This is a genomic window from Methanolobus sp. (assembly GCF_016278385.1).
In the GTDB taxonomy this organism is placed as follows: domain Archaea; phylum Halobacteriota; class Methanosarcinia; order Methanosarcinales; family Methanosarcinaceae; genus Methanolobus.
Window position 1 is genome coordinate 26,679 of the sequence record NZ_JADQBY010000040.1, and the last position, 26,522, is coordinate 53,200.

At 38.3% G+C, this 26,522-nt stretch carries 26 protein-coding genes and 1 pseudogene; 13 read left to right on the forward strand and 14 right to left on the reverse strand.

Annotation, left to right across the window (positions count from 1 at the left end; translation table 11 throughout):
- Positions 1-9: 9 nt before the first annotated feature.
- Positions 10-675: a 2,3-bisphosphoglycerate-dependent phosphoglycerate mutase gene (locus tag QZZ23_RS13400; protein ID WP_292471051.1), complete on the reverse strand. Its 666-nt coding sequence runs from the start codon at positions 673-675 to the stop codon at positions 10-12.
- 108 nt (positions 676-783) lie between these two features.
- Here QZZ23_RS13400 and nudC point away from each other — a divergent pair, with 108 nt between their 5' ends.
- Together nudC and QZZ23_RS13410 are read left to right on the forward strand one after the other, a co-directional pair.
- Positions 784-1,635, forward strand: a complete 852-nt coding sequence (nudC, locus tag QZZ23_RS13405) for an NAD(+) diphosphatase (protein ID WP_292471054.1) — start codon at positions 784-786, stop codon at positions 1,633-1,635.
- A 302-nt stretch (positions 1,636-1,937) separates the two neighbouring features.
- Positions 1,938-3,839, forward strand: a complete 1,902-nt coding sequence (locus tag QZZ23_RS13410; RefSeq protein WP_292471057.1) for a DUF2341 domain-containing protein — start codon at positions 1,938-1,940, stop codon at positions 3,837-3,839.
- Between the two features lie 40 nt (positions 3,840-3,879).
- Here QZZ23_RS13410 and QZZ23_RS13415 read toward each other — a convergent pair whose 3' ends face one another.
- The 4 genes from QZZ23_RS13415 to QZZ23_RS13430 all read right to left on the reverse strand — a co-directional run bounded on the left by QZZ23_RS13415 (position 3,880) and on the right by QZZ23_RS13430 (position 7,138).
- On the reverse strand, positions 3,880-5,523 hold the full coding sequence (locus QZZ23_RS13415) for an AMP-binding protein (protein ID WP_292471060.1): 1,644 nt from the start codon (positions 5,521-5,523) through the stop codon (positions 3,880-3,882).
- Between the two features lie 17 nt (positions 5,524-5,540).
- Positions 5,541-5,957, reverse strand: coding sequence for a thioesterase family protein (locus tag QZZ23_RS13420; RefSeq protein WP_292471063.1), 417 nt, complete (start codon positions 5,955-5,957; stop codon positions 5,541-5,543).
- A 14-nt stretch (positions 5,958-5,971) separates the two neighbouring features.
- A complete protein-coding gene (locus QZZ23_RS13425) occupies positions 5,972-6,547 on the reverse strand; it encodes an XRE family transcriptional regulator (protein WP_292471066.1) in 576 nt (191 codons plus the stop codon).
- A gap of 294 nt (positions 6,548-6,841) precedes the next feature.
- Positions 6,842-7,138 carry a hypothetical protein gene (locus tag QZZ23_RS13430; RefSeq protein ID WP_292471069.1) on the reverse strand — a complete coding sequence of 99 codons (297 nt, stop codon included), beginning with the start codon at positions 7,136-7,138 and terminating at the stop codon, positions 6,842-6,844.
- A gap of 118 nt (positions 7,139-7,256) precedes the next feature.
- Here QZZ23_RS13430 and QZZ23_RS13435 point away from each other — a divergent pair, with 118 nt between their 5' ends.
- Positions 7,257-9,191 (forward strand): hydantoinase/oxoprolinase family protein, encoded by a 1,935-nt coding sequence (locus QZZ23_RS13435; protein WP_292471072.1) that lies wholly within the window; start codon positions 7,257-7,259, stop codon positions 9,189-9,191.
- Here QZZ23_RS13435 and QZZ23_RS13440 read toward each other — a convergent pair.
- Entirely contained in the window at positions 9,188-11,734 is a 2,547-nt protein-coding gene (locus QZZ23_RS13440) for an ATP-binding protein (RefSeq protein ID WP_292471075.1), read from the reverse strand. The genes QZZ23_RS13435 and QZZ23_RS13440 overlap by 4 nt on opposite strands.
- Before the next feature lie 15 nt (positions 11,735-11,749).
- Complete coding sequence (locus QZZ23_RS13445) at positions 11,750-11,965, reverse strand: hypothetical protein (protein ID WP_292471078.1); 216 nt, start codon at positions 11,963-11,965, stop codon at positions 11,750-11,752.
- A gap of 272 nt (positions 11,966-12,237) precedes the next feature.
- On the opposite strand from QZZ23_RS13445, the gene QZZ23_RS13450 reads away from it, so the two are divergent.
- The gene (locus QZZ23_RS13450) at positions 12,238-12,972 is read left to right on the forward strand and encodes an NAD-dependent protein deacylase (RefSeq protein ID WP_292471080.1); all 735 of its coding nucleotides are present in this window, start codon (positions 12,238-12,240) and stop codon (positions 12,970-12,972) included.
- Here QZZ23_RS13450 and QZZ23_RS13455 read toward each other — a convergent pair.
- From QZZ23_RS13455 to QZZ23_RS13465, 3 genes are all read right to left on the reverse strand, one after another.
- Positions 12,954-13,208, reverse strand: coding sequence for a TfoX/Sxy family protein (locus tag QZZ23_RS13455; RefSeq protein WP_292471083.1), 255 nt, complete (start codon positions 13,206-13,208; stop codon positions 12,954-12,956). The two genes, QZZ23_RS13450 and QZZ23_RS13455, sit on opposite strands and share 19 nt — an antisense overlap.
- Positions 13,209-13,223: 15 nt before the next feature.
- On the reverse strand, positions 13,224-13,952 hold the full coding sequence (locus QZZ23_RS13460) for a pirin family protein (RefSeq protein ID WP_292471086.1): 729 nt from the start codon (positions 13,950-13,952) through the stop codon (positions 13,224-13,226).
- A 165-nt stretch (positions 13,953-14,117) separates the two neighbouring features.
- Entirely contained in the window at positions 14,118-14,627 is a 510-nt protein-coding gene (locus tag QZZ23_RS13465; protein WP_292471089.1) for a hypothetical protein, read from the reverse strand.
- Between the two features lie 252 nt (positions 14,628-14,879).
- Between QZZ23_RS13465 and lysA the strand changes: the two genes are divergently transcribed.
- Positions 14,880-16,142, forward strand: coding sequence for a diaminopimelate decarboxylase (lysA, locus tag QZZ23_RS13470; RefSeq protein ID WP_292471092.1), 1,263 nt, complete (start codon positions 14,880-14,882; stop codon positions 16,140-16,142).
- Between the two features lie 232 nt (positions 16,143-16,374).
- On the opposite strand, the gene QZZ23_RS13475 is transcribed toward lysA, so the two are convergent.
- Positions 16,375-17,076 (reverse strand): sulfotransferase, encoded by a 702-nt coding sequence (locus QZZ23_RS13475; RefSeq protein WP_292471094.1) that lies wholly within the window; start codon positions 17,074-17,076, stop codon positions 16,375-16,377.
- 282 nt (positions 17,077-17,358) lie between these two features.
- Here QZZ23_RS13475 and cysQ point away from each other — a divergent pair, with 282 nt between their 5' ends.
- The 7 genes from cysQ to QZZ23_RS13510 all read left to right on the forward strand — a co-directional run bounded on the left by cysQ (position 17,359) and on the right by QZZ23_RS13510 (position 23,898).
- A complete protein-coding gene (gene cysQ, locus QZZ23_RS13480; protein ID WP_292471097.1) occupies positions 17,359-18,165 on the forward strand; it encodes a 3'(2'),5'-bisphosphate nucleotidase CysQ in 807 nt (268 codons plus the stop codon).
- 7 nt (positions 18,166-18,172) lie between these two features.
- Positions 18,173-18,703, forward strand: coding sequence for an adenylyl-sulfate kinase (gene cysC / locus QZZ23_RS13485; RefSeq protein ID WP_292471100.1), 531 nt, complete (start codon positions 18,173-18,175; stop codon positions 18,701-18,703).
- Between the two features lie 10 nt (positions 18,704-18,713).
- Positions 18,714-19,622, forward strand: coding sequence for a sulfate adenylyltransferase subunit CysD (cysD, locus tag QZZ23_RS13490; protein WP_292471102.1), 909 nt, complete (start codon positions 18,714-18,716; stop codon positions 19,620-19,622).
- Positions 19,619-21,163 carry a sulfate adenylyltransferase subunit CysN gene (gene cysN, locus QZZ23_RS13495; RefSeq protein ID WP_292471105.1) on the forward strand — a complete coding sequence of 515 codons (1,545 nt, stop codon included), beginning with the start codon at positions 19,619-19,621 and terminating at the stop codon, positions 21,161-21,163. The genes cysD and cysN overlap by 4 nt, the downstream gene beginning before the upstream one ends.
- A 119-nt stretch (positions 21,164-21,282) precedes the next feature.
- Positions 21,283-22,674 carry a DASS family sodium-coupled anion symporter gene (locus QZZ23_RS13500; RefSeq protein WP_292471108.1) on the forward strand — a complete coding sequence of 464 codons (1,392 nt, stop codon included), beginning with the start codon at positions 21,283-21,285 and terminating at the stop codon, positions 22,672-22,674.
- Between the two features lie 21 nt (positions 22,675-22,695).
- A complete protein-coding gene (locus QZZ23_RS13505; protein WP_292471110.1) occupies positions 22,696-23,133 on the forward strand; it encodes a universal stress protein in 438 nt (145 codons plus the stop codon).
- Positions 23,134-23,505: 372 nt separating this feature from the next.
- The gene (locus QZZ23_RS13510; protein WP_292471113.1) at positions 23,506-23,898 is read left to right on the forward strand and encodes a secondary thiamine-phosphate synthase enzyme YjbQ; all 393 of its coding nucleotides are present in this window, start codon (positions 23,506-23,508) and stop codon (positions 23,896-23,898) included.
- Positions 23,899-23,976: 78 nt separating this feature from the next.
- Here the strand turns inward: QZZ23_RS13510 and QZZ23_RS13515 are convergent, their stop codons facing one another.
- The 3 genes from QZZ23_RS13515 to QZZ23_RS13525 all read right to left on the reverse strand — a co-directional run bounded on the left by QZZ23_RS13515 (position 23,977) and on the right by QZZ23_RS13525 (position 25,635).
- On the reverse strand, positions 23,977-24,177 hold the full coding sequence (locus QZZ23_RS13515) for a helix-turn-helix domain-containing protein (protein WP_292471115.1): 201 nt from the start codon (positions 24,175-24,177) through the stop codon (positions 23,977-23,979).
- A 61-nt stretch (positions 24,178-24,238) separates the two neighbouring features.
- Entirely contained in the window at positions 24,239-24,655 is a 417-nt protein-coding gene (locus tag QZZ23_RS13520) for an HIT family protein (protein ID WP_292471118.1), read from the reverse strand.
- A 227-nt stretch (positions 24,656-24,882) separates the two neighbouring features.
- The gene (locus QZZ23_RS13525) at positions 24,883-25,635 is read right to left on the reverse strand and encodes a helix-turn-helix domain-containing protein (protein WP_292471120.1); all 753 of its coding nucleotides are present in this window, start codon (positions 25,633-25,635) and stop codon (positions 24,883-24,885) included.
- A gap of 191 nt (positions 25,636-25,826) precedes the next feature.
- Here QZZ23_RS13525 and QZZ23_RS13530 point away from each other — a divergent pair.
- Positions 25,827-26,398, forward strand: a pseudogene (locus QZZ23_RS13530) (flavodoxin family protein).
- Positions 26,399-26,522: the final 124 nt, after the last annotated feature.

Sequence of the window (26,522 nt, forward strand, 5' to 3'; positions counted from 1 at the left end):
CTCATTTTTTCATTCGTCCTTGATGAACTCACCTTTAACGAACTGGTAATATAGTGGTTTCCCGGTTGCAATTTCAAGCTTAGTTATATCTTCATCGCTGATATTCTCAATGTATTTGACCACAGAACGAAGGCTGTTGCCATGGGCAGAAATGATGACATTTTTACCATTTTCCAGTTGTGGAAGAATACTTTTCTTAAAATAAGGAATTGTGCGTTCATATGTATCCTTAAGACTCTCCCCCTCCGGAGGTTGCACATCATAGCTTCTTCTCCAGATGAACACCTGTTCTTCACCGTAAACTTCCATTGCTTCCTGTTTGTTCTGTCCCTGAAGTTTTCCGTAGAAACGCTCGTTCAGGGTATCGCTCGAATATATCGGTATCTCTGTATCTTCAAATCTTGAAGGGTGGTACGACCATTCATCTCTTTTTTTACTTTCATGCAGGAAAATACCAGTTTTTTTTTGTTTTGCAAGTATCAGGAAAAGTGTTTCCTGTGCTCTGGATAATTTAGATGTGAAGGCAAGGTCCAGCCTTATATTTGCCAGCTCATCTGCACAGTCCATTGCTTCACGAATTCCTTTTTCACTAAGTGGTACGTCAACCCACCCCGCAAATCTGTTCTCAAGGTTCCACCTTGATTGTCCGTGTCTTACAAGTATTAAGTAGTTCATCACAAATCCCCCCGTTAACTCGTATCATATTTTGTTTGCAGGTTATTAAAGCTTTAAGGTCTTCTAAGGTAACTTTGATAAATGTACCCGGACATTACTCTTCAAGCCATGAATAAAGAAGATAATGATTTGGGACTGGATTTCTTTCCGCTGGTAATTCCTCCGTACAAAGAAGAAAGCAGCGAAACATACTGTTTTGCATTCAGGGATCGCAGGTTATTGCTGCTAAATGAGAATGGTAATTTTAGGTTACCTTCCCTGGAAGAAACAGGTAATATGGATATTACAATCCTCAGGCAACAGTATCTTGGTGAACTGAAAAGTATATCCTGCTTTTCCATGGAACTTGATGGCTCAAAGGATATGGGGAATAATGATAACTTTGGTTTTTTTGTTCTCAGGGAACTGGGAGCTATCCTACAGGCCCCTCTTCCTTTGATTGCTGGCAAAGCTGTCCATATAATGGAATGGGACAAGAACACCATGTTCTGTGGCAGGTGCGGTTCCAGCACATCCCTAAAGGAAAACGAAAGGGCAAAACAATGTCCTGAATGTGGATTCCTTGCATTTCCAAAGATATCTCCGGCAATCATCGTGCTTATAGAAAAAGAGGACAAGGTTCTGCTGGCCCGCTCTCCTAATTTCAGACCAGGGTTATACAGTATCATAGCTGGTTTTGTGGAGCCCGGTGAATCAATAGAACAGGCTGTTGTACGTGAGGTCAGAGAAGAAGTAGGTATATCCATCAAAAACGTCAGATACTTTGGCAGCCAGCCTTGGCCTTACCCTGATTCACTAATGATAGGATTTACCGCAGAGTTCTTAGAAGGTGAAATACAAGTTGACGGTATTGAAATAGATAATGCCGGCTGGTTCAGGAAGGATGAGATCCCTGCAATTCCTGGAATTGATAGTATATCGGGACAGTTGATCGAATATTTCATTAGCAGGCATTCCTAGCTTATAAAGTCCTGCTTATAGTTTAGCGAATACAATATCTTTCTTTTTTCATTTTATGGTAATATTTGCTATATCAATTAAGCTCCCACCCCTATTAGATGCGTCTCAAATTATATTTATTTGATATTATAAGCTAAATAGAATAGTAAATACATAATATTTATAGAATGTACTCACCTTTAAATAGGAAATACAAAATAAGTATATAATCGTATTACTACTATGAGATTATAACTTTAAGGAAGGTGTGCGGATTGGTATCAAAAAGAATTCTCTGTATTACATTATTGTTTTTTGCATGTATGGTCTTTGTACAAACAGCTACTGCGTTGACATATTCAGGCGGAGGGGAATGGAATTACTCAGAAGAACTACTTATTCAGGAAAACTCGGGTACTTCTCTTGTGAATTACCAGATTCCTGTGATTCTTGATAGTTCCAATTTTGATTTTTCAGTTGCTCGTTCTGAAGGTGAAGATATTCGTTTTACATCCGGCGATAAACAACTTCAACACTGGATAGAGCAGTGGGATGCAAAAAAGGAATCAGCGGTCATATGGGTTGAAGTTCCATCTGTTGCTGCCAATGGTAATACAAAAATAACAATGTACTATGGGAATCCCAGCGCGTCAGACATAAGCAGTGGTCCGACAACATTTGATTTCTTTGATGACTTCACATCTACTGGTCTGTTCAGCAAATGGGAGACATTTACAACCGGAGGAGGTGAGCTAGAAGTCTCTGCAGGTGTCTGTAATATAATAGTTCCCAAATTCCATCCTGAAGATGTTGCAACTATCAAATCCAAAGATGAATTTTCAATAAATTCCATGTTTGTAGCTAAAAGGAAAAAAACAACAACTGGTACTGATACCCGTGGTCCTGTTATAATACAGGGATTTGTGGACCCGCAAAAGGAAACCAAGAACCAGATACTAACTTCCAGTGAACTTGAAAATGAGACAAAGGTTACCTGGATACTTGAAAATTCCAAGAGCGGTGTCCGTTATTTCCCAAAGGATCTAACGAATATCAATGAAGTTGAAGGTGATTGGTACACTATTGGAGTAGCATGGTACATGGGAGAAGAATTTGGGAATATTGCCTGGTTTAAGGATGGTGTAAGGGACAGTAAAATGAATCTTGAGTCAACAGAAGAGAACAATTATGTTCCTGTTAATGACATGAAGGTGTATCTTTACACAGGTACTTATTCAGACGTTTCTGATAATACAGGTTATTCATCCATTGATTATGCCTATGTACGAAAATATGTATCAGAAGAACCTACTGTGAAGTTCACAGGTTCTATGACAGAAGAAATCATTACAACACCTGAGCCTGTCAAAATAAATATTACTCCTGCAAGTGGTCTGATGACTGCGATTCGTATTTTTGATACAACAGGTTATGATGATGCAGCCATATTAGACCTTAAAGATAGCGGACTGAATACTATCATGTTGCTCACAGATGGTGAAAACATCTGGAATCTGGAAAAATTTGTAAAGACAGCTCATGACAATGATATGCAGGTATATGCAATGATACTCAACGATCCGAAAAGTGATTCAGATGAGGACAACTCTGCATATGTCACAGGTGTGCTGGAAAAGGTCATTGATTACAACAGCAAGTCACTTTCGGCCTTTGATGGTGTTGATATTGCCCTTGATCCGTGCAGTGAGAATCTGGGAGAAGCCTGTACTCTGAATCTATTACTCCTTGAGGAAGTCCGTGATATGACAGGAAATGAACTTGCAATTGCAGTTGATATTCCTTCATCGTACACACTGTCCGATATTTCCAATGTATCAGAGGATGCCGATCTTATCATTCTGCAGACCTATGCCTTGGACGGAAGTAATCTTGAAACCAAGAATGATGTTATCGATGCTGTAGCATCCAGAATGGGTGAAATAAGGGCATCTGAAAGCAAAGCACTTATTGGTATAGCAGTTAACACAGATTTCATAACGGATACTGCTGTCCAGAGTCTTTTAGAAGAGGTCCAGACTTACTATGTTGAAGATACAGCATTCATGGGTACATCCATCGTTGTCTATGAAGACTATGAGGCATATACTACCGTTCCTGAAACAGTGGAACCGGAAGAAACTGAAAGCAAAGGAATACCTGGATTCACTGTATTGTTCGCAGTTGCCGGATTGGTGGCAGTCGCATACAGGCAAAAAAGAAGATGATGTGATATTCACATCATCTGGTTCTATTTTTCATTTTTTATTATTCATTTCCTTTTTTTAAAAGCTCAACCGCCAGATCCCTTAGTTTGAACTTCTGCACTTTTCCGCTTGCGGTAAGTGGATAATCATCCACAAAGAAGACATGTTTTGGAACCTTGTAGCGTGCTATCTTTGAAAGACTATAATCCCTGACATCCTCTTCGGTGAGTTCATTTCCATCATCAGGGACCACAAAAGCTCCAACTATCTCACCGTATTTTTCATCAGGTATGCCAACGACCTGTGCACTCTTGACACCTGGCATGGTGAACAGGAACTCTTCGATCTCCCTGGGATAGATGTTCTCACCGCCACGGATTATCATATCCTTTATACGACCGGTAATACGGTAGTATCCTTCAGCATCAACTGTTGCAAGATCTCCGCTGTGCAGCCATCCATCCTCATCAATAGCAAAATCGGTCATTTCTGGCATCTTGTAGTATCCCTTCATGACATTGTAACCACGGCAACATATCTCACCCTGGACATCCGGTCCGACAGTCTCTCCGGTCTCAGGATCAATTATCTTCACTTCAATCTCAGGCATGGCTGTTCCCACCGTACTGACACGTCGTTCTATAGGATCATCCGTACTGGTCTGGGTAAAGACAGGTGATGCTTCGGTAAGTCCGTAGGCAATGGTAATGTCCTTGCAGTTCATGTCATTGATAACACGTTTCATGGCCTCGATAGGACATGGCGAACCTGCCATGATACCAGTTCTAAGTGAGGAAAGGTCAAACATTTTGAACATGGGGTGGCTGAACTCTGCAATGAACATTGTTGGTACACCGTATAGGGCTGTACATTTCTCTTTCTGGACTGCAGCCAGCACCATAAGCGGATCGAACAGTTCAAGTAACACAAGTGTGCCGCCATGTGTGAGAGTTGCAAGTACACCGAGCACAATTCCAAAGCAATGAAAAAGCGGGACCGGTAGGCAAACCCTGTCTTCCTCGGTGAATTTTTGTCTTTCACCGATGTAGTAACCGTTGTTAAGTATATTATGATGAGTGAGCATGACACCTTTAGGGAAACCAGTCGTTCCTGATGTATACTGCATATTGATGACGTCATCCTTATCGAGAGTCTGCATGATCTTATGGACATCTTCATCGCTACCATGCTGTCCCAGAAGGAGCAGTTCACGGGTACTGTACATTCCCCTGTGTTTTTCCTGACCGATAAAAATAATATTTTTTAGGAAAGGAAACTTCTCACTTTTAAGGTTTCCACGGCTTTGTGTCTTAAGTTCAGGAACAAGTTCATAGATTGTATCAATGTAACTCACATCCCTGAAACCATCTATTATTGCAATGGCTTTAAGGTCAGCCTGTTTCATGACATACTCGACTTCGTGTATCTTGTATGCGGTATTAACTGTGACGAAAACGGCTCCTATCTTTGATGTTGCGAACAGAAAAGTCAGCCAGTCAGGTACGTTTGTAGCCCATATGCCTACATGGTCACCTTTTCCTATGCCAATCTCTATCAGGCCCTTGGCCAGCATGTTGACTCGTTCATCGAATTCTTTATAGGTAAATCTCAGGTCCCTGTCCGGATAGACCAAAAACTCCCTATCAGGGTCATTTATGACCGCTTTCTCAAAAAAAACACCAACTGTATCATTTGTAAAAGGCATGATTATGTCCCCTTTAATTATTTACAACTGCTATTTTCTTCCTGCAGGTGCATTTCCAGTTCCCTTCTGATATCATCAGGTATAGGAACTGATTTCTTGTTTATGAAATCGTAGTGAACAATTGTGGACCTGCCTATTGCACCAATCTTTTCATTTTGCCATGCTTCCTGGGTGACTGTGAACGATGAGTTACCGATCCTTGAAATGTAAGTAAGTATATCGACATCTGCTCCGTAGAACATTTCCCCTACATAATCATACTCGGTTCTTGCCATTATGAGTTTCCAGTTTTCATAACTGAGGTCAAGGTCAGGTGTGAATAGTCTGAATACAGGGTTACGTGCCTGTTCGAACCATATGGCAATAGCAATATTGTTAGCATGTTTCAATCCGTCAATATCACCGAATCTTGGAGTAACAATTGTTTTGAACATATTGATCTTCTTTTTTAGTAAGGTGTGTATACGACTGCCAGAATCTTTGCTTCACTGCCTACTGCATGGACGTGATGCGGAACAATGGAATCGTAATAGATGCTGTCGCCGGTTGAGAGTTTGAAGCTGTCCTTTCCATAAAGGATCTCAATCTGGCCGTTGAGTACGTAAATGAACTCTTCTCCCTCGTGAGATGATTGTTTTGCATCTTCTGATTTTGGTGGATGGACATCAATGATGAAAGGTTCCATGTGCCTGTCAGCTTTGTCAGTTGCAAGTGAAAAGAAGTCAAGAGTACTTTTCTCGCAAGTATCACAGTTGCCGGAGAATCTTACTACGTTCTTTGAAGCACCGTCTTTAGTAACTACAGGCCCGTTGTGAGCAGCATCGTCAAGGAACGTTCCCAAACGAACTCCCAGAGCTCTCGCGATCTGCATAAGTGGGGTCAATGAAGGAACAAGTGCTCCATTCTCAAGCTGTTCGACAAGCTCGATACTTGTATTACTGGTGTTTGCCAGTTCTTGTACAGACATTTTCTGCATTTCACGTATCTGGCGGATCTTGTTTCCGAGTATGTTCTTTTCTTCCATTTTAATCCTCTTTTTATCAAAAACTTGTTCAAAGGCTTATGATACTTTAGTTATAATAATTGCCCTGTATCATTATTATTATTACATATTGTAGTTAAGGGAATTTATGAACGTAGATGAACTAAGGAAAGACCCGGCAGTAAAAAAACTCTTCGATTTGATTAACCTGACTAAGAGTTCAAACAGAGTCATCCCATGGCCTACTCATATTATTTTAATGTAGGCAATGTTTATGCTCTGGTTCATCCGTAAAAAACAAGCAAATTATGATTGAAACAGGAGATGTTGAAGCATTCATATATCCCCACCAATCATTGCTTTGTGGTAAGCCATTGCCAGAATCCGGTTCACAAGATCACTGGCTTCTTGCTCAGAATCGACCATTCTCACTGTAATCTGGCCATTCTGAAAAAAGTTCATTTCCTTTATCCCAATCTTTATTACTACCATACCAAGATTTTCTGAATACTTCCCATCGAGATATTTTGCGATCAGAGGAAGGTCTGGTTTTTCATCAAGATGTGCAATGATCCGTAGTTTCCATGGGTCTGCTATGCATGGAAGAACTTTTTCTATATCATTTACTCGCATTTCCCCCACCATATTAGTGAAATTTATTTTAAAATTTATTGAAACTATTATACTTAAATATCTCGCAAGCATTGTATTAAATGTAGCTAGATTAATTTTTTTAAAAAGGTGATCGTAAATGCATTTTGGTCTTGGTATCGATGCAGGCGGAACATATACGGATGCAGTACTCATACGAGGCTCCGACGGAACGATTGTAGATTCGAAAAAAGCTTTTACAACCTATCCTGACCTTCAGGAGGGAATTAAGAATGTTCTGGATTCACTTGACCAGGATCTTTTAAAGGATGTAAACCTGGTATCCGTTTCTACTACCCTTTCAACCAATTCACTTTTGGAGGGCACAGGAACAACTGTTGGTCTTATTATAATAGGAGAGGAGCCGGCACAAACTGAATTCCCTTCAAAGTATACTTTCTGCGTTTCAGGTGGACACAACACCAGAGGTGATGAAGCCTATGAGCTTGATATATGCGCAGTTGAAGACTTCATTAATAGAACAAAATCAAAAGTCTCGGCATATGCCATTTCGGCTTATTTCGGTGTTCGTAATCCAGAACATGAGCTGAAGGTAAAAGAGTTCATAATGGAAAAGACCGGAATGCCGGTAGTGTGTGGACATGAACTATCCCAGGAACTTGGTGCATATGAGAGAGCTGTTACTGCTGTCCTGAATGCGCAGTTGATTCCGATCACATACCAATTTGTCAATTCTGTTGTCAAAGATATCAGGGAACGAGGCATTAATGCACGTCTTTTGATGCTTAAATGTGATGGTTCTGTTTATAATATTGAGGATGCACTTGAAAAACCAATTGAAACCATTTTTTCCGGGCCTGCTGCAAGTCTTCTTGGAGCTTCATACCTGTCAAAGATGGATACATGTGTAGTAATAGACATAGGTGGGACCAGTACCGATGTTTCCATGTTGTATAATGGCATTCCTGAAATAAGTGCATCTGGTGCTGTTGTTGGAGGTTGGAAAACCCGTGTAAGAGCTATGAAGATGGAGACATCTGCAACCGGCGGTGACAGTCATATATGGGTCCGGAATGAAAAAGTTCATGTCGGTCCGAGAAGAGTAATCCCGCTTTGTGTTGCAGCCAGAAGATATCCTGGTTTTTCCAGCAAACTCAAAAGAAGCAGGGTAATTTCAAGGAACCTGATGGATGAGAATTTCCAGCCCACAAAGTTCTTTGTCAGGACCGGTTTTGAATCATTGGAGCTTGAAGACAACGAAAAAACAGTGCTTTCTTTCATAGGGAATGATCCCGTTTCAGCAATAGAGATTTCTTCTGTTCTTAGCAGCAACATATCCACAAAAGTACTTGATTCCCTCCTGAAAAAAAGACTGATACAGGGAATTGGTTTCACTCCCACAGATGCATTACATGTACTCGGTGTGTACACAAAATGGGATGTTGATACGGCTGAGATCGGAGCAATGAATCTCTCAAGGTATGTCAGTAAAGGAAAATATGATTTCTCAACTTATGTAAGAGAACTTGTAGCAAAGAACATGGCAGCAGATCTTATGTGCTATATACTCCCTCACCATCCGGTTGAAATGATAGGAGACTTGTTAAGTCATGAATATCCCGCAAAGCTTAAAGTGGAACTACCGGTGGTGTTACTCGGAGGACCTTCTCAGGCATATGGCAGTGAGCTCAGATCTCTTATTGAAGCAGATGTTGTAGTACCTGACTTTGCAGATGTTGGAAATGCTGTTGGTGCTCTTACAGGCAAGGGTGTAAAAAGAATCGAGATCATGATAATGCCGGCTTCAATTGAAAATCCTGATGAGGCTTTCCTGGTATTCTCACCTGTTGGCAGAGAACGGTTCCAGAGGTATGCTGATGCAGTTGAATTTGCGACAAAACTTGGAACTGAACTTGTATTTGATTATGAAGTACGTTGTGGAATATTAAAAGAAGATACAAAGATAACTGTGTCCAAAAAGACAACATCACCTAATAACTGGTCCCATCCTCCTTTGGAGACTATATTAGTAATTGTAGGTATAGGAAATCCTATGATGATCCTGAAGGATTAGGCAGGCAATAGTTTTTGTCTTGCAGGGAGTGTGATATGGACTTTTGTTCCAACTCCTTCTATGCTTTCAATCCAGAGTTGACCTCCATGGTCTTCTGTTATCCTTTTACAGATGTTCAGCCCGATACCAGCTCCTCCGTATTTGCGTGCAAGTGACCCATCCAGCTGGTGAAAACTATCAAATGTTTTCATGATCTTAGCCTCGGGTATTCCTATGCCTGTGTCTTCGACGACGATATGAACTATGTTATCTTCATTGTATCCATAAATAGATATTTTTCCTTCCGATGGTGTGAACTTGAATGCATTGTCTATGATATGGATGAATAATTCGCCGAGATAATCTGAATCTCCCTTGACAAAATAGAGCTCAGCAGGCAATTTATATTCTACTGTAAGTTTTTTGTCCTTATTCTCCATGGAAATAATTGTCAGTGAATTATCTATTATAGGTTTAATTGGTATGTTGCTAAAATCATAACTGTAGTTTTTTGCTCCTAGGGAGCACATGAAAAGCAGTGATTCTATCAGGCGTTTTAATTGAGCAGAATTACTGTTCACCACGTTCATTGCTCTTTTTTGTTCGTTATTAAGAGGTCCCAGGATTTCATCTTCAACTAACTCACTGAAACCCATTATAGATATCAGAGGTGTTTTAAGTTCGTGGCTCATGGTTGAAAGGAAGTTATTCTTTAGTTCTTCAAGTGAGTGTAGCTCATTATTTGCTCTGGAAAGCTCAGAATTGATGTCCACAAGTTTGTTATTATACTTTTTAAGGGCATCTTCTGATTGTTTGAGTAATATTATTCTCCCCATCATCTGTGTAATGAGAGTAAGCTGCCTCAGATCCGAAGCTGTATATTCTCTTTCTTTATTTGCAACACCCACAAATCCCACAACTTCATTTTCATTCATTACTGGCACAGTAAGATAGGACTCAAGGGAAAGTTTTCTGCAAAATGCAAAATCAGGTGAATTGATTTTATCCATGGATCTGTTTAATATTACTGGTTTTTTTCCTTTCATAAACATTGGCAAAAAACCTGTACTTTCAAGCAGGGACGCGAATATATCTTTGTTGAGATTGTTTAATAACAATACATTTTCCGGATAAACATTTGTAGTAATCTTCTGTTCATTTTCATCAAAAAACCCAATCATGCCAATTTTGCTTTTTGTCAGTTTTACTCCTTCTTCGAGTGCGAAAGATTTTATTTCATCAATTGAGGATATATTCATCTGGCTCAAGGCATGTAAAGTCTCAAGGCATGATTCATCCAGCAAAAGGGCTTCCTCTGTTCTTTTCAGGTCTGTCAGATCACTGAGGATAAAGATAATACCTTTGTTACTTTTTGAAAAATAGAATGCAATCTGTTTTTCTAACCCATTTTTACAGGTCAAAATCCATTCGCCGATAAGACCTGTTTCTTTGGTTTTGAAAATGTTTGCCCAGTTATTGCGGATAGTTTCCCTGTATTCACTATCGGGATATGCATTTTCCCACCAGTCATTAATGGTTGGTATATCCTCTATTGTATATCCCAGCATTTCGGTGAGTTTGTTATTTATGTATTCAAAGCGTCCGTTTGAATTCATTATTGCTATAGGTAATGGAGAACTGTCAATTAGCTTCTTGAAATTCTCTTCGTTTTCTTTCAGTGCTCTTTCAGCCTCTCTGATCTCTGAAATATCGTGGGCTATTTCCAGGCGCACATCACGTCCATCAGGCCATTTTATTATCCTGTCAGAAATAAGGTAATCCTTGTATGTTATGGGATTATGATATGCCCATTTGTATGTCTTACCTTTGTTTTCAAGAATAATAGGATTTGTACAAAAATCACAGGGTTGTTCAGTTCCCTGTAATGCTTCATAACATTTCTTCCCGGTAATATCATTGTTGACCACTTTATCCAGGCACTCGTTGACATAAAGAATCTCATGGGTGAAAGGGTCTGACACATAAATGGAATCTTCGATACTATCAAAAATAGACAATAATTGTTGTCTTTCCAAATCTAATTCTTCTGCAAAAGTATTTTTCCTAAAGGCCATTCCAAGAATATTTCCAAAGGTCTTGAGGGTTTCAATATCTTTATCATTCCATTCTCCAGTTTCTTTTACATTGTCAAAACCAATAAAACCTACAAGCTCTGCTTCTATCTTGAATGGTAACACGATAAGTGATTTTATATCCTGGCTTTCTAGCAGTTCTTTTTCAGCTTTTGCATCAGGAGGAAGTTTGCTCAGGTCTTTTATGTGGATGGCTTTATCATTATAGAGCGTTTCTGTCCACCATCGATACATTGATATTGGAATATTCTGTAGTTCGTCTTTCTGTGGCTCGACTCCATATGCACACCATTCATGTGTATTATCTACAAATTCTCCATCAGGATGGAATTTGAATACATATGCGCGATCTGCATTGCAAAGTTTTCCAAGCAGTGATAGTGATTCATCTATTTTTTTATCAAGATTGTCTGAAAAAGCAAGGAGAGAAGATATTTGCGATAATGTATTTTCTATCCTGTATTTTAACAAAAGTGTTTCATGAGCTTAATCTTTTTTCTGTTTTTCAGTTTCAAGATCCTTTTTCAATCCTTTTACCATTATAGCATGGATGAGCAAAAATCCTGTCATCAGTGCAAGGAAAAACATAAATTCAGGGCTTTGTGCATCTGGATTAATATAAATATGGAACAGGATTATGAGAACTACTATAAAGAAGAGAAAAAATATAAGTGACACTTTATTTTTGATTTTGTGTTCCATTTTACCACAATTATCTCAGATGTAAATACGGATGCAGTTCCAACATCAGAATGATTTTACAGCATTTCTTTTTCTTTTTAGTATATAAGTTTGTTTAAATCGAATTGCAGCAATGATATTTTTGCAATTGTTTTTTAAATTTTTTATTTCTGTTTTACAATATTTCTTAATCGTCACTTTTTCTACCGTTATCTTTTTAACTAGATATGGCACTCAATGCGTTTTTTCAATAATGAAAAGCAATTTATAATTGTGCATTGTAAAATAGGTATATGCAGAGATTGATTGAGCTTCTGGAAAGTTCAAAGAACATTGTATTTCTAAGCGGAGCAGGAATTTCAACTTTTTCAGGAATTCCTGATTTCAGGGGAAGCAATGGCCTCTATAAGAAATATGATGCTAATAAAATATTTGATATTGACTACTTCCGTAAAGATCCGGCTTATTTTTACACTCATGCCAGGGATTTCATTTATAATCTCGATACAAAAGAACCTAATATAATCCACAAAACCCTGTCTCATCTTGAAAAAGAAGGACAAATTAAAGCGATTATTACTCAGAATATTGATATGCTCCACCAAAAGGCAGGTTCTCTTAATGTTATTGAAATTCATGGTTCACCTGCAAATCACAGGTGTCTTTCATGTAACAGGAACTATTCTTATGTTGAAATATGTGATATGTTACTAAAAGAGGAAGTTCCTCATTGCAGTGAATGTAGTGGTTTGATAAAACCGGATATCACTTTTTTCGGAGAAATGCTTGACGAAGATGCATTTACAAAGGCTGTAGATGCAAGTTCAGATGCTGACCTCTTTGTGGTGATTGGTTCATCGCTTGTAGTCCAGCCAGCAGCAAGCCTCCCAATGCTTTCGCTAAAGACAGGTGCTAAACTTGTGATAATAAATAACATGTCAACACCACTTGATGTGTATGCATACCTTAAGTATGATGAACTTGGTGATGTTTTCAATTACCTGTCGGATTATTTTAGGGAAAGATAATACTCTTTCAGGGATTTTTTATCCTCTTCAGGCAGATGATGCCAGCGAATTCCCTGAATCGCACCTTCAAGTGCATAGAGTTTGTTTACGCAGGAAGTTTCATCGATAATCATTAATCTTTCAAATGTTTTCCTGCTTCCAAGCTCTATAAGCTCAGCCGGAGTTTTAACCCCGGCCTGATCAAGTTGTTCTTCCACTTTTTTGCCGATGTTGGGAAGCTTTGAAAGATCACCCACTACGTTCACCTGTTTTCAGTAGTTGCCGGCAGCATCCACAAAAACAAAAAAAGCCTCTGTATCTGCTTCAATGACTATTGTATCATTTTGATTAATGCGAATCTGATCATTTTGGCCAAGTTTTTCTCCGCAAAGCTTGATATTTCCTTCAAGTACATAGATAGAAATGTATCTGGAAATATCAGTCAGGAACTCAATCATTTTACCCTGTTCCAGTTTAGACATGAAGACAGTTGAGTTGGCACGTAATTTAACAGACCCTGGATATCCCTGTCCTGCGAGGGCTACTAACTCGTTCTTCCGGGAATCCATATAGAAATTGTTTTTCCTGCATGCAGGTTCCATATTCTGCCTTAGTGGATTAATCCACATCCTGCAAATGTGTGTATCTTTGTCTGATAGATTTATTCCTGAATAAGAAACTCCACTACCTGCAGACAGGACCTGTACATCACCGGCTTTGAGAACATCTTTTGTTCCTATGCTGTCTTCATGGGTCAGTTCACCCTCAAGAATTATGGTAACTATTTCTTTATCGTAGATAGATTCTGTCTCAACAGTCTTTCCTGCTCTTATTATATCATCATTAAAAACCTTAAGGTCTCCAAAATGCGTATTTTTCATATCCAGGTAATCTGAATAGGAAAAAAGCCAGTAACTGTGCTGTGACTCGTTATCTACAAGATGTCTTTCGTCGGCTTTGACTATCTTTATCATTTTTATCTTTCCCGATTTTTCGTTCAATCTGACATCCGGGTTTAAGTACTTGACTGTTATGCTGGTTTCAGGATGTATTTATTTAATATCTGGAGTTAGAACTAAAGGCAAAACAATAGCAAATAGAATAATATCAGTGAAATAAAAGAAAAATACAAAAAAGAATCAAAAACAAAAAATAGATTATGCCACTTATTCTGTCTTCGCGGCATGTTCAAACACAAGCTCAAGTACACCGTTTTTGTAGTTGGCTATCATGCTTGCAGGGTTTACTTCACATGGAAGGTCAATTACTCTGGAATATCCTGTACCCGGTGTAATTACGGTCAGTTCTACGTGGGACTTACAGGGGTGATATTCTATTTGTTCTTCCTCAGCCCCAAGGTCTGCCATCAGGAATACTTTGTTTTCAACCTCACAGACATCTATGAAGGGTTCCTGTTTGAAAATATAGAAATCGCCCTCTTCCTCGCTATCGTCCTCGTATTCCATAGGTTCTGGCTCATTCTGTCCTTTGAAGCCAAAGAATACCGGTTTTTTCCCTGGCTGGTTGATAATTGTAAAACCATGTATCACAGGTTTGCCACCATTTTTGCTGATGTTGCTTGTGAACATTTCCATAATATGTTCTATCAGCTCATCAATGCTGGCAATCTTATCGTGCGAGTCATCATCACCGGAGTAATGATCTTTGTCGTTCATTTCTATATCCTCTTTTTTAGAAAAAATGTTATTCGTAAACTGTTCACTACAACCTGTATGCTACCAAATAACCCCTGATTGTTTTATTATATGCGAACAAGTATTATAAATATTCTGCGTTCTAAAAAATAAAGGGATGTAATGTGGATTAGATGGATATAATAGCAAAGTGCTGAAACTTTTCCAATCAACTATTTATTTGTGCACCGAGTTTTAAAGAACCAGATTAGTTAGAATAAAAGAGGGAGACCAATGGTGTCAAAGCAAGTTCCATTCACAAAGGAAAAGATAACAGCGATTATTGAAAAGTACCCTACTCCTTTTCATGTATATGATGAGAAGGGAATCATTGAGAATGCAAGAAAGTTCAAGGAAGCATTCAGTGAAGTAAATGGTTTTAGGGAATATTTTGCAGTAAAGGCTCTTCCAAATCCGTATATCATGAAACTGCTCAAGGCCGAGGGTTTCGGTGCTGATTGCAGTTCCCTTCCAGAGCTTCTGCTTGCAGAAAAGACAGGTATAGTTGGTGAAGATATCATGTTCAGTTCCAACGATACTCCTGAAGAGGAGTTTATTAAAGCAAGGGACTTGGGAGCTATCATAAATCTGGATGATATCAGTCACATTGAGTATCTGGAAGAGGTTGCCGGACTACCTGAGATAGTCTGCTGCCGCTACAACCCTGGACCACTTAAGGAAGGAAACGCCATTATAGGTAACCCTGAGGAAGCGAAATATGGTTTTACCAGAGAGCAACTTTTCGAAGGCTACCAGATGATGAAAGAAAAAGGTGTCAAAAGGTTCGGTCTGCACACAATGGTGGCTTCCAATGAATTGGACCCTGAGTATTTCATTGAGACTGCAAAGATACTGTTCGAGCTGATAGCTGAACTTTCAAGGGATCTGGGCATCAAATTCGAGTTTGTGAATCTTGGCGGTGGAATCGGTATTCCTTACAGGCCCGAGCAGAAACCAGTACCTTATGATGTTATTGCAAAGGGTGTTAGTAAGGCTTATGATGAAGTCATCAGGGCAAATAGTCTGCATCCACTGAAGATATTCCTGGAATGCGGAAGGGTTATCACCGGACCATATGGTTATGTTATAACCAGTGTCCGCCACCTTAAGCATATTTACAAAGACTATGTGGGTACAGATGCATGTATGGCAAATCTTATGCGTCCGGCCCTGTATGGTGCATATCATCATATCACTGTGCTAGGTAAGGAAAATGAAGAGGCTACGCAGCTCTACGATGTCACAGGCTCTCTTTGTGAGAACAATGACAAGTTTGCAATTGATAGGTTCCTTCCTGAAGTTACAAGAGGTGACATACTTGCCATCCATGATGCAGGAGCACACGGACATGCTATGGGTTTCAATTACAACGGGAAACTTAGGTCAGCTGAGATCCTTTTGAGACCTGATGGCAGTTTTGTGCTGATAAGAAGGGCCGAGACAGTAGATGACTATTTTGCAACACTGGATATGGCCGGACTTTCTAAATTTGAATGAATACTCCGGTATTCATTTACTTTCCCTTATTTTTTTCGTTTCTTTATCCAGTCGTTTTTTTAACAAATGACATGTTTTTGGATATTTTTTATGAATTGTGTTATGAAAAATAGTTAACATCAATATGTGTTTGTGTTAATCAAATGAATAGCATATTTAGATTCTGATTTTTCAATTATTGATTAACAATTGTAGTTTGTGCTACTATACTTTCAAGCTTGCAATTTATTAGTCATGTTTTGTTTTCCCAGGGAAATTCAGAATATTGTGATTCCACATTGATAAATTTAACAAATCTCTTATAATCATCAGCTTTTGAAACATTAATAACTAACAGATCATTTGGACGATTTTTAAAGTAGGCCATAACTTTTTTATTATAATCTTCATAGAGGGAAATAAGTATCTCTTTATTGTAAGGATCATTATCTGGTGTTTTGTACAATTTTATTAAATTATACGCGGCTCCTTTGCTTATATACTCTGCATTCTTAAGATCCTCAGCTGTTGGAATATTTCCACCCATACCAAATAGTTTTGCATGAAATTTTATAAGAGAATTATACCATTGCTCTGGATCATCCCTTACTGTGAGAATAAATTTACTTCCCGGATAAGCTTTATCAAGATATTTGTATATATTTGGCAAACTAAAGGGCACATCCTGAAAGACTTGTGCAGTCTTACAATATTTAATAATTGGGTCAAAATTTCCATGGAAATAATATGTGTTAGAAAGATACTCTGCCTCTCTTTGTTTGCCCACAATAAAACCAAGGTCTTCAAATGCTTTTTTGAGAGATGTTGTACCTGTTTTATTTTTTCCTATACAAAAGTATTTAATTTTATTTCTGCAACGAAATGTGTTAATGTTTTTCATTATACTAGATTTATAAGGTATAAACCTGAGTATCCTACTTATTCTAAACCCCATAATGACCTATTTAATGCAAAGTATTATATAAATTATTGTAAACATAATTTTCGATTTGTTAATACCAGATAAGTAAATACCAATAATACAAACATCCAAAATACAATTATCTTTTGTTTATCCGCATAACATACAAAACAAGAGGCGTTAATAAATCAAATATTTTGAAAATTAAAAATCTAATTATGAGTATGTATTCTTTAGGTAATGACATAAGAATTATTGAATCACATATGTTAAATGGGATGTCTTTTTATATTGCAACAATTAATGAATAAAGAAATGAATGAAAACAAAATTCCAGAAATGCTGGAGGAAATGATTCAAATTTCCAGGGGTGCCGGGGATATTACTTTAAAGTACTATGACGATCCTGAAAAAAGTATTAAAATAAAAAATGATGATTCTCCTTTAACGAAGGCCGATCTCGAATCTGACAAATACATAGCAGACAAACTGGAAGAACTGTGGGATATTCCAATAGTCTCTGAAGAAAAGTATGCCGATTATGATCTCAGGAAGAATTATACTGATTTCTTCCTTGTGGACCCGCTTGACGGAACTAAGGAATTCATCGAAGGTAATGGTGAATTTACAGTAAATATTGCTTACATGAAAGATAAAAAACCAATCATGGGAGTAATATACACACCTGCAACCGGCGTAACTTATTTTGCTGCAGAAGGTTTTGGTTCATATGTAGAAGATTCAGATGGCATTAAAAAATTGCCTGTTACTGAACTCGAATCAGACAAACTTATTGCAACTGGAAGTAGAAAACATACAACTTATCTAGATTCCAGCTTTATGAAGATGAATTATATCGAAAATGTAATTCCTGCCGGTTCTTCCCTTAAATTCTGCAGGGTTGCCATGGGATATGCGCACTTGTACCCAAGATTTCAAGGTTCAATGGAGTGGGATATTGCAGCAGGACATATCATTGCAAAAGAGGCAGGATGTAAGCTTTTAGATCTCAAAACGATGAAAGAACCGGAATACAACAAGGAATCATTATTAAATAATTACTTCCTTGTAATAGGACAGGGATTGGATGTTTCTTCTATAAAGATACCTGATATTGAGTGAGTGGATTATGTCAAAAGAAGGATTTACATTATGGTTTACAGGTTGGTCAGGAGCTGGCAAAACAACAATTGCAATGGCTATTGAGGAAGAACTGAAAAAAAGAAAAATGGGATATGTTCAAAGACTTGATGGGGATCTTGTCAGAGAGTATCTATGTCACGATTTGGGTTTTTCAAAAGAAGACCGGAATGAGAACATAAGAAGAGCAACATTTGTTGCTGAAATGTTATCTAAAAATGGTGTTATAACGCTTGTTTCGTTCATATCTCCATATCGGTCTTTAAGGGAGTATGCAAGAATCAGATGTCATAATTTTACTGAGATTTATGTTAAATGTGATCGTGACATATTGATTGAAAGGGATGTAAAAGGTCTTTATAAGAAGGCACTTGCAAATGAAATCTCAGAATTCACTGGAATAAGCGATCCTTATGAAGAACCTTTAAATCCTGAACTTGTGCTTGATACTGGAAAGGAAGAAGTTTCGGAATCAGTGAATAAAGTAATAAAATATCTTTATGAAGAGCAACTTATCTGAGGAGCATAAAATGTCCGCTACAGAAGAATCTTATCGGCTTTCAAATCTAAAGACACTTGAGGCAGAAAGTATAGGTATCATAAGGGAAGTTGCTTCTGAATTCGAAAATCCTGTAATGTTATATTCGGTAGGAAAAGACTCTTCGGTAATGGCACATCTGGCTATCAAAGCATTTTATCCGAAAAAAGTGCCTTTTCCTTTGTTACATATTGATACCGGGTATAAGTTCCCTGAAATGTATACTTTCAGAGATGGTTACACAAAGAAGAATAATCTTGATCTGAAAATTCATAAGAACGAGGAAGCTCTTAGAAAAGGAATTAATCCTCTTTCAGTAGGAACAGTCAAATGCTGTGCTGAGCTTAAAACAAAAGCACTACTCGATGCGTTAAAAGAGGGCGGCTATGATGCTGCTTTTGGTGGTGCCCGCAGAGATGAAGAGAAATCCAGGGCAAAGGAAAGGATATTTTCCTTCAGGGACAAGCACGGTCAATGGAATCCAAAGAATCAGAAACCTGAATTGTGGAACATCTTCAATTCACAAATAGACCCCGGAGAATCTATCAGAGTATTCCCACTTTCTAACTGGACTGAACTTGATATCTGGACTTACATTTATCATGAGAATATTGACATTGTTCCTCTTTACTTTGCCAAAAAAAGACCGGTTATTGAAAAGAATAATCAACTTATTCCAGCTTATACAAATGAGCATGAAGAAGAGATCAAAGAAGTTATGTGTCGTTTCAGGACCCTTGGATGTCATTATTGTACAGGCGCAGTAAGATCAGATGCAGTTACTCTGCCACAAATAATTGAGGAAATGATGGTTGCACGTCATTCAGAACGTATTACAAGAGTGATCGATCATGATCAGGACAGTTCAATGGAACAAAAGAAGAGGGAGGGATACTTTTGAAAGGTTCTGAATCTTTGATTGAACAAAACCAGAATATTGGTCTGTTAAGATTTGCTACTGCAGGAAGTGTGGATGATGGGAAATCAACCCTAATAGGCAGACTTCTACATGACTCTAAATCAATATTTGAAGACCAATTAAGTTCTATAAAAGACTATTCTAAACTTCATCGAAATCAGGAAATAGATTATTCTCTGGTAACAGATGGTCTGAAATCTGAAAGAGAACAGGGAATAACGATAGATGTCGCCTACAGGTTCTATTCAACTCCTAAGAGACGGTTTATCATTGCTGATACACCAGGTCATGAGCAATATACCAGAAACATGGCTACCGGTGCATCAAATGCCTCTCTTGCCCTGATTCTTGTTGATGCCAGGAATGGTGTTATGACCCAGACCCGTAGACATACTTTCATATCTTCTCTTCTTGGGATCAGGCATTTTGTAGTTGCAATCAATAAAATGGATCTTGTTGATTACTCTGAAGAAGTATTTGAGAAAATTGTTGATGAGTATAACATTTTTTCTGATAAATTGTCAGCAGAGTCGATATACTTCATACCAATAAGCGCTCTTAAAGGTGATAATGTAATCGAGAGAAGCAGCAACATGCCATGGTATGGAGGATCGACATTACTGGATTATCTGGAGAACGTGAATGTATCAGGCGGTCGTAACCTGATCGATTTCAGGTTCCCGGTACAATATGTCAACTGGGACGGCAGTGATTTTAGAGGGTATTGTGGAACAATAGCTTCAGGGGTTATTCGTAAAGGGGAGAGAGTAAGGATTCTTCCATCAGGAAAGACAACTGAAATCTCAAGGATCGTGACTTATGATGGAGATCTTGATTATGCATTTGCTCCTATGGCAGTGACACTTTGCCTTAAGGATGACATTGATGTTAGTCGCGGTGATGTTATTGCCAGAGCTCATAATCTTCCTGCGATTGTCGGAACAATGGAAGCTAATTTAGTATGGATGGATTCTGATCCTATGGAAATTGGGAAGGATTATCTGATAAAGCATACTACAAGGACACTGAAAGGAAGTTTTACCGAAGTTCTTTATAAATTCGATCCTGAAGATATTCATAGAAAACCTGCAGAAATGTTAAGCTTAAATGATATCGGGAAAGTTAAAATCGAATTAAAGAGTCCGATTTTTGCTGATATATACTCTAATAATAAGATCACAGGTTCATTTATTGTGATCGATCCACATACTAACCAGACAGCTGCTGCCGGAATGATATCAAAATACAAGCAGGTTTCTCCTGATAAAGCCTGTGAGTCTGTAAAAGCCAGGGTCATAAAGTATCCGGGATTGAAACAAGAAGAGGCAAAGAGCAATTATGACCGTCTGTCCATGCAAGGCACACACTGCATTTATGTGGATGATGAATTACTGATTGAAGGTTTGTGTAAAGGAATTCCAGTTAAAAGCAAGGAATATTCCAATATTGTGGAGGAACTTTGCAGTATTGTTACCAGATCGGGCGTATCAGTGGTTTTGTGCTCAGAGTCTATAAGTAATTGAATTTGATTGTCCCAAATCAGAATTGCAGGAATATATCTGAAACCGTATGGACTACAAGCATAAGCAAAGTCTGGTTTGAAAAGTCATGTGGTATATGATTTCAAACAGTGGTGGCGTGAATGACAGAAATTAAGCCCAATTACAGAGTATTACTGGTAAGTTTCGTTATTCTGTTATTCATATACCTCGTTCCGACTCCCAATGGTCTATCTGTCGAGGGTAAGAATGCACTTGGAATATTTGTTGTAGCTATCATTCTATGGACAACAAGTGCCATTCCTCTTTCAGTAACCGGTCTTCTTGTAATTGCTCTCTTGCCATTGCTTAATGTGATGTCCAGCAAGGAAGCTTTTGCACTTTTTGGAAATCAGGCAGTATTCTTCATTATGGGTGCATTTATTCTTGCAGCCGCAATGATGAAAACAGGACTCAGTAAAAGAGCTGCCCTTTTGATGCTAAGCAAGTTCGATGGAACTCCACGAAGGCTTTTATTTAGTGTTATGTTTTCTTCTGCACTGCTTTCATTCATAATGCCTGAACACGCTGTTGCTGCAATGATGTTTCCTGTAGTAGCAGCGATTGCAGACAGTCTGGACCTTGAACCTCTGAACAGCAAATATGGGACATTACTTTTCCTTTCAATGGCCTGGGGTGCAATAATAGGAGGTGTTGGGACACTTCTCGGAGGAGCCAGAAACCCACTTGCAATAGGCCTTCTTGAGGAGAATTCAGGAGTAACAATAAGTTTTTTTGAATGGTGCATAGCGATAATACCTATTGTATTTGTAATGCTTGCAGTTGGGTTTATTACGCTGAATCTCTTTTTCAAGATAGATGTTCATGATGTCAGATCTGCAAAAGAAGTGCTCGAAAGACAGTTAAATAGAATGGGTAAAATGAGCATTTATGAAAAAAAAGCAGGTGGGATCTTGTTTTTTACTGTTCTTGCATGGATCTTCTTTGGACATATAATAGGGTTGGCTGAAATTGCAGTGCTATCAGGTGTATCTTTATTTATTCTCAATGTGATTAGCTGGGATGATGTAGAGTCAAATGTGAACTGGGGAATCATCTTGATGTACGGGGGTGCTATTTCCATGGGTTCTGCACTGGTTACTACAGGTGCTGTAGAATGGATTGCAGACACGGTACTTAATAATGGATATCCGAATCCCTTCGTTATGTTGATCATTATTTCATTGGTAGCAAAGTTTCTGACAGAAGGTGTTAGTAATTCAGCAGCAGTAGCTATACTACTCCCAATTGGCTTTAGCCTTGGAGCTGTTATTGATATTAATCCAATAGCTATGACCTATATGGTGGCAGTTCCTGCAGGTCTTGCATTTATCCTGCCAATGGGGACACCTGCAAACGCAATTGCATATTCCTCAGGCTATTATGAAATAAAAGAAATACTTCTTCCCGGGTTAGTTTTAAATCTAATATCATGGATAGTGTTTATCCTGATGGCACTCACTTATTGGCCTTTAATAGGAATAAGCCTAACATAGCATTATACAATAATGAGAAATATGAATAAAATAAATACTGTGCTTGTGGCATTTTCTGCAACCTTTATCCATATGGGGCAAGCTAAAAAAGCTCTTGATATGGCAGAAAAAAACAAAGCTAAATTGATTATCCTGAGTGTACGTGATAAAAATATATCTCAAATGGTCGCCAATGTTTCAAAGGATCATGGTTTTCTTGGCAGGGATGTTGTCAAAAAACTAACTGACGATATCAAAAAAGACAGGGATGAATTAATTGATCACAGGCTAGGTCTTGTGGAAAAAGAAGCTGTAAAACATGGGATAGATTTTAAAACTGTGAAAATTAAAGGGAAGTTTGAGGACAGTGTTTTTTTAATATCAAAAAAGTATGATGTTGATTTGATTATCATTGAGGCGTCAAATAAACATTTCTCGGGTTTGAACGATGCAAAAAATTACGAGATAATAACTGTTTGAATTATAACTAGTGTTTTCTAAAATGAAGCTTTCAATTCCAAACGTGATATCTATTTTTTTTTCCACAAATTCTTTAATCATTTTTTAATGTATACATCACTTCTATACATGCTTCACATAATTTATAACAGATTTAGTTTAAAGGCCCCCAATATAATCTATCTTCCACCAAACAAAAAACTCAACAACTCCACTCTCTTCTCTACCATAATCAAAGGAATACACGGAACTATCGATAACAAAAATACCAGAACATAGTCCTGCACACCTAAAACCATTATTGTAAACAATCTGAAAAGCGGATGAAACAGATAAATTATCATCGTATTGCGCCCCAGATAATATAAATTTAAGACAGGTTCAGTGAGAAACATGCAAATTCAGACCGGAAAGAGGATCGAACTGATAGATATTACAAAAAAGGTGCAAAAGTACATAAGTGAGACAGAAGTGCAGAACGGTATATGTGTTATAAGTACAAAACACACCACCACTTCAATTATCGTTAACGAGAATGAATCAGGTCTTGCTTCTGACATATTGACATTGCTGGATAAGCTCATCCCGGCACACGCAGGTTATGCTCATGACAGAATAGACAATAATGCAGATGCCCACCTAAAAGCTGTAATGCTTGGAAGCAGTGAAACTATTCCGGTTATTGCTAGCATACTACTGCTTGGCACATGGCAGAGCATTTTCCTTGCGGAACTGGATGGTCCCAGAACAAGAGAGGTTACAATTACAGTTGTTAGTAATGATTGAAACTGTATAAAATGGAGTAATCAATAAAAATCGTCAGAGTAAAGAACAAGGAAAAAAGAAATAGAAACAAAAACGGTTTTATTCGCTTGATTTTTCGTAGTCAGCGTGTGCATAGAAACATCTTTTCGGAGTACAGACGGCATCTGTGCTCTTGAGAGTCTTGAGTATTTTGCTGACCTCTTTGCTTTTAAGACCTGTTACTTCAGCAATCTCGCCTGGTCTCATTGGTTTTGCTGCATCTTTAAGTGCGTCAAGTACTTTCTGTTCATCGTCTGCCATGATTCATTTCTCCTGTAGTTTATTGAAATAAGTGTAAAGACATGATATTGTCCTGTTAAAGTTAATCGAAGGACTTACTTATTGTTTTTGCCAGTTCGGGAAGGTTGTCTGTTGAAGGATTCAATTCTACGATGGTGTGCATGTTACCTTCTCCATCTCCTGCACGTCTTGGTATGATATGAACGTGCACATGTGGCACAGTCTGCCCGGCAATCTCACCGTTATTGATGCCCACATTCATTCCTTCAAGTTTTAGTGTATTCTCCAAAACCTTTGAAATTTTATTCACTGACGTGAAAAGGGCGGATGCATCTTTTCCTTCCATATCTGTGAACCTGTCAAAATGCTTTTTCGGAAGAACAATGGTATGCCCCTCTGAACAGGGGAAAATATCGAGAAATGCATAAACAAATTCGTCTTCATAGACCTTATGCGAAGGAATCTCACCGGCAACTATTTTGCAAAACAGGCAATCCATGGGTATCACACTTCTTTCTTTGATGGTTTCAATATTTAATGATTGTTGTTGAGCGAAGTTTGAGTATGTTTGGAGTTATGCCTTTTTACTGAAAACTAGAGAGCTTGCTCAGCATCTTATTGGTAAGAAAAAGCCTATAGATATTAGCAAGCCTGTTTATATATTGAAAGACAGGATTCGGATGATATAAGGCAAAAGATACTGAGTATTTCCTATCCATTTAAAAATCAATTCTCTTCAGGTGCAAGAGAGGAATATATATCGCCTATACCTTCCATCACTTTAAATCCTTTACCAGTGATCATATAATCACCTCTTTCATGGCGCTGGATGATCATACCGCTATCCGAGAGCTTCTGGAGATGGAATAAAAGGTTTCCTCCCCGAAGGTCTGTGAGTTTGGAAAGGGCAGAAAAACTCATTGACTGGCTGGAAACTGCTTTTAATATCTCAAATCGCTTTGCATGGCATAAGGATTCGAGCACTTCATCGATCACGGTTTGTGCCGGAAGAAGGGATATGTCCTGCTTCGTATCATTCTTGGTCTCATATATCCTCATGGACTGCATGAGATTTACCTGCTTTTCAAAAAGGTCACTTGCCTCGGAGAAGCAGATATCACATTTATCGTATGGCATACCGTTCCTTAAGTTTTTAAATGCTAAGCGACTGTCATCAATAATATCACAGTCAACATGAGCTTGCTTGACAAGGGCTGCATTCTTCTGTAACATATCTGTGAAAACGGGCCTGCATTCCTCAAGTTTATCGCATTTCTTAACCATGTTCTTTGAAAGACCTGCTTTTACATCAGCAATGAGATGTTTTTCCAGAACATTGGAATAATCATTTCGGACAAAAGCCAGAATGGATTCGAGATGTTCCCTATTGGAATCTTCTATAAATGTCCTCATATCCCTGTGGATCTCATTGAGCTTTTCCTTTATATCGTCAATTTCAGAGTCGGGTTTTTTATTCATAATAGTGATTTATGCGCATAGCTTATAAGAGTTTCCAGTAAACCCCTGGAGGTTATTGCAGTTACCCATACATACTAAATACAGTACAGTGTCGATTAAGCTTATTTGAATAACTATCTATGACCTATTGTGATATTCTGATAGACAAAATCACTCGTATTTTTCAAGTACTGCTCAGGAAGGAGAAGAATATGAAAGTCGTCGCAATCAATGGAAGCCCCAGAAAAGAAGGAAATACAGCAAAGCTCATAGGCCATGTATTTTCAGAACTTGAAAAAAAGGGAGTGAGACCGAAATTATCCAGCTTGGCGATAATCCTGTGAGGGGATGTACTGCCTGTATGAAGTGCAAAGAGAATGAAGACAATCGCTGCATCATTAAGAATGATATGATCAATGAGTGCATTGAAAAAATGATCGAATCCAATGGTATCATATTAGCAACAACCACATATGTCGCCAATCTGACAAGTGCGATGAAAACTCTGATAGAAAGAGCAGCTATAGTTTCTGGGTCAGGCCATACTAAAGGAAAAGATCCACTTTTCAAACGCAAGGTTGGAGCAGCTGTCGTGGCTGTCAGGAGAGGAGGCTCAATTCATGCATTTGATTCTATCAACCATTTCTTTATGGTCACTCAGATGATAGTTCCGGGATCAAGTTACTGGAACATGGGTATTGGACTTGCATCAGGAGATGTGAGTCTGATGAGGAAGGACTTCAGACCATGCAAACCCTCGGCCAGAACATGGCGTGGCTGCTGAAAAAGATCCAGGAATGATGTATTATAAGCAAAATGGAAGCAATGACATTATAGAAGAAATGCCTGCACTTCTATTGAGCAAGTTTGTTGAGAGATGTGTGGTGCAGTGTAAATAATCCAATTAT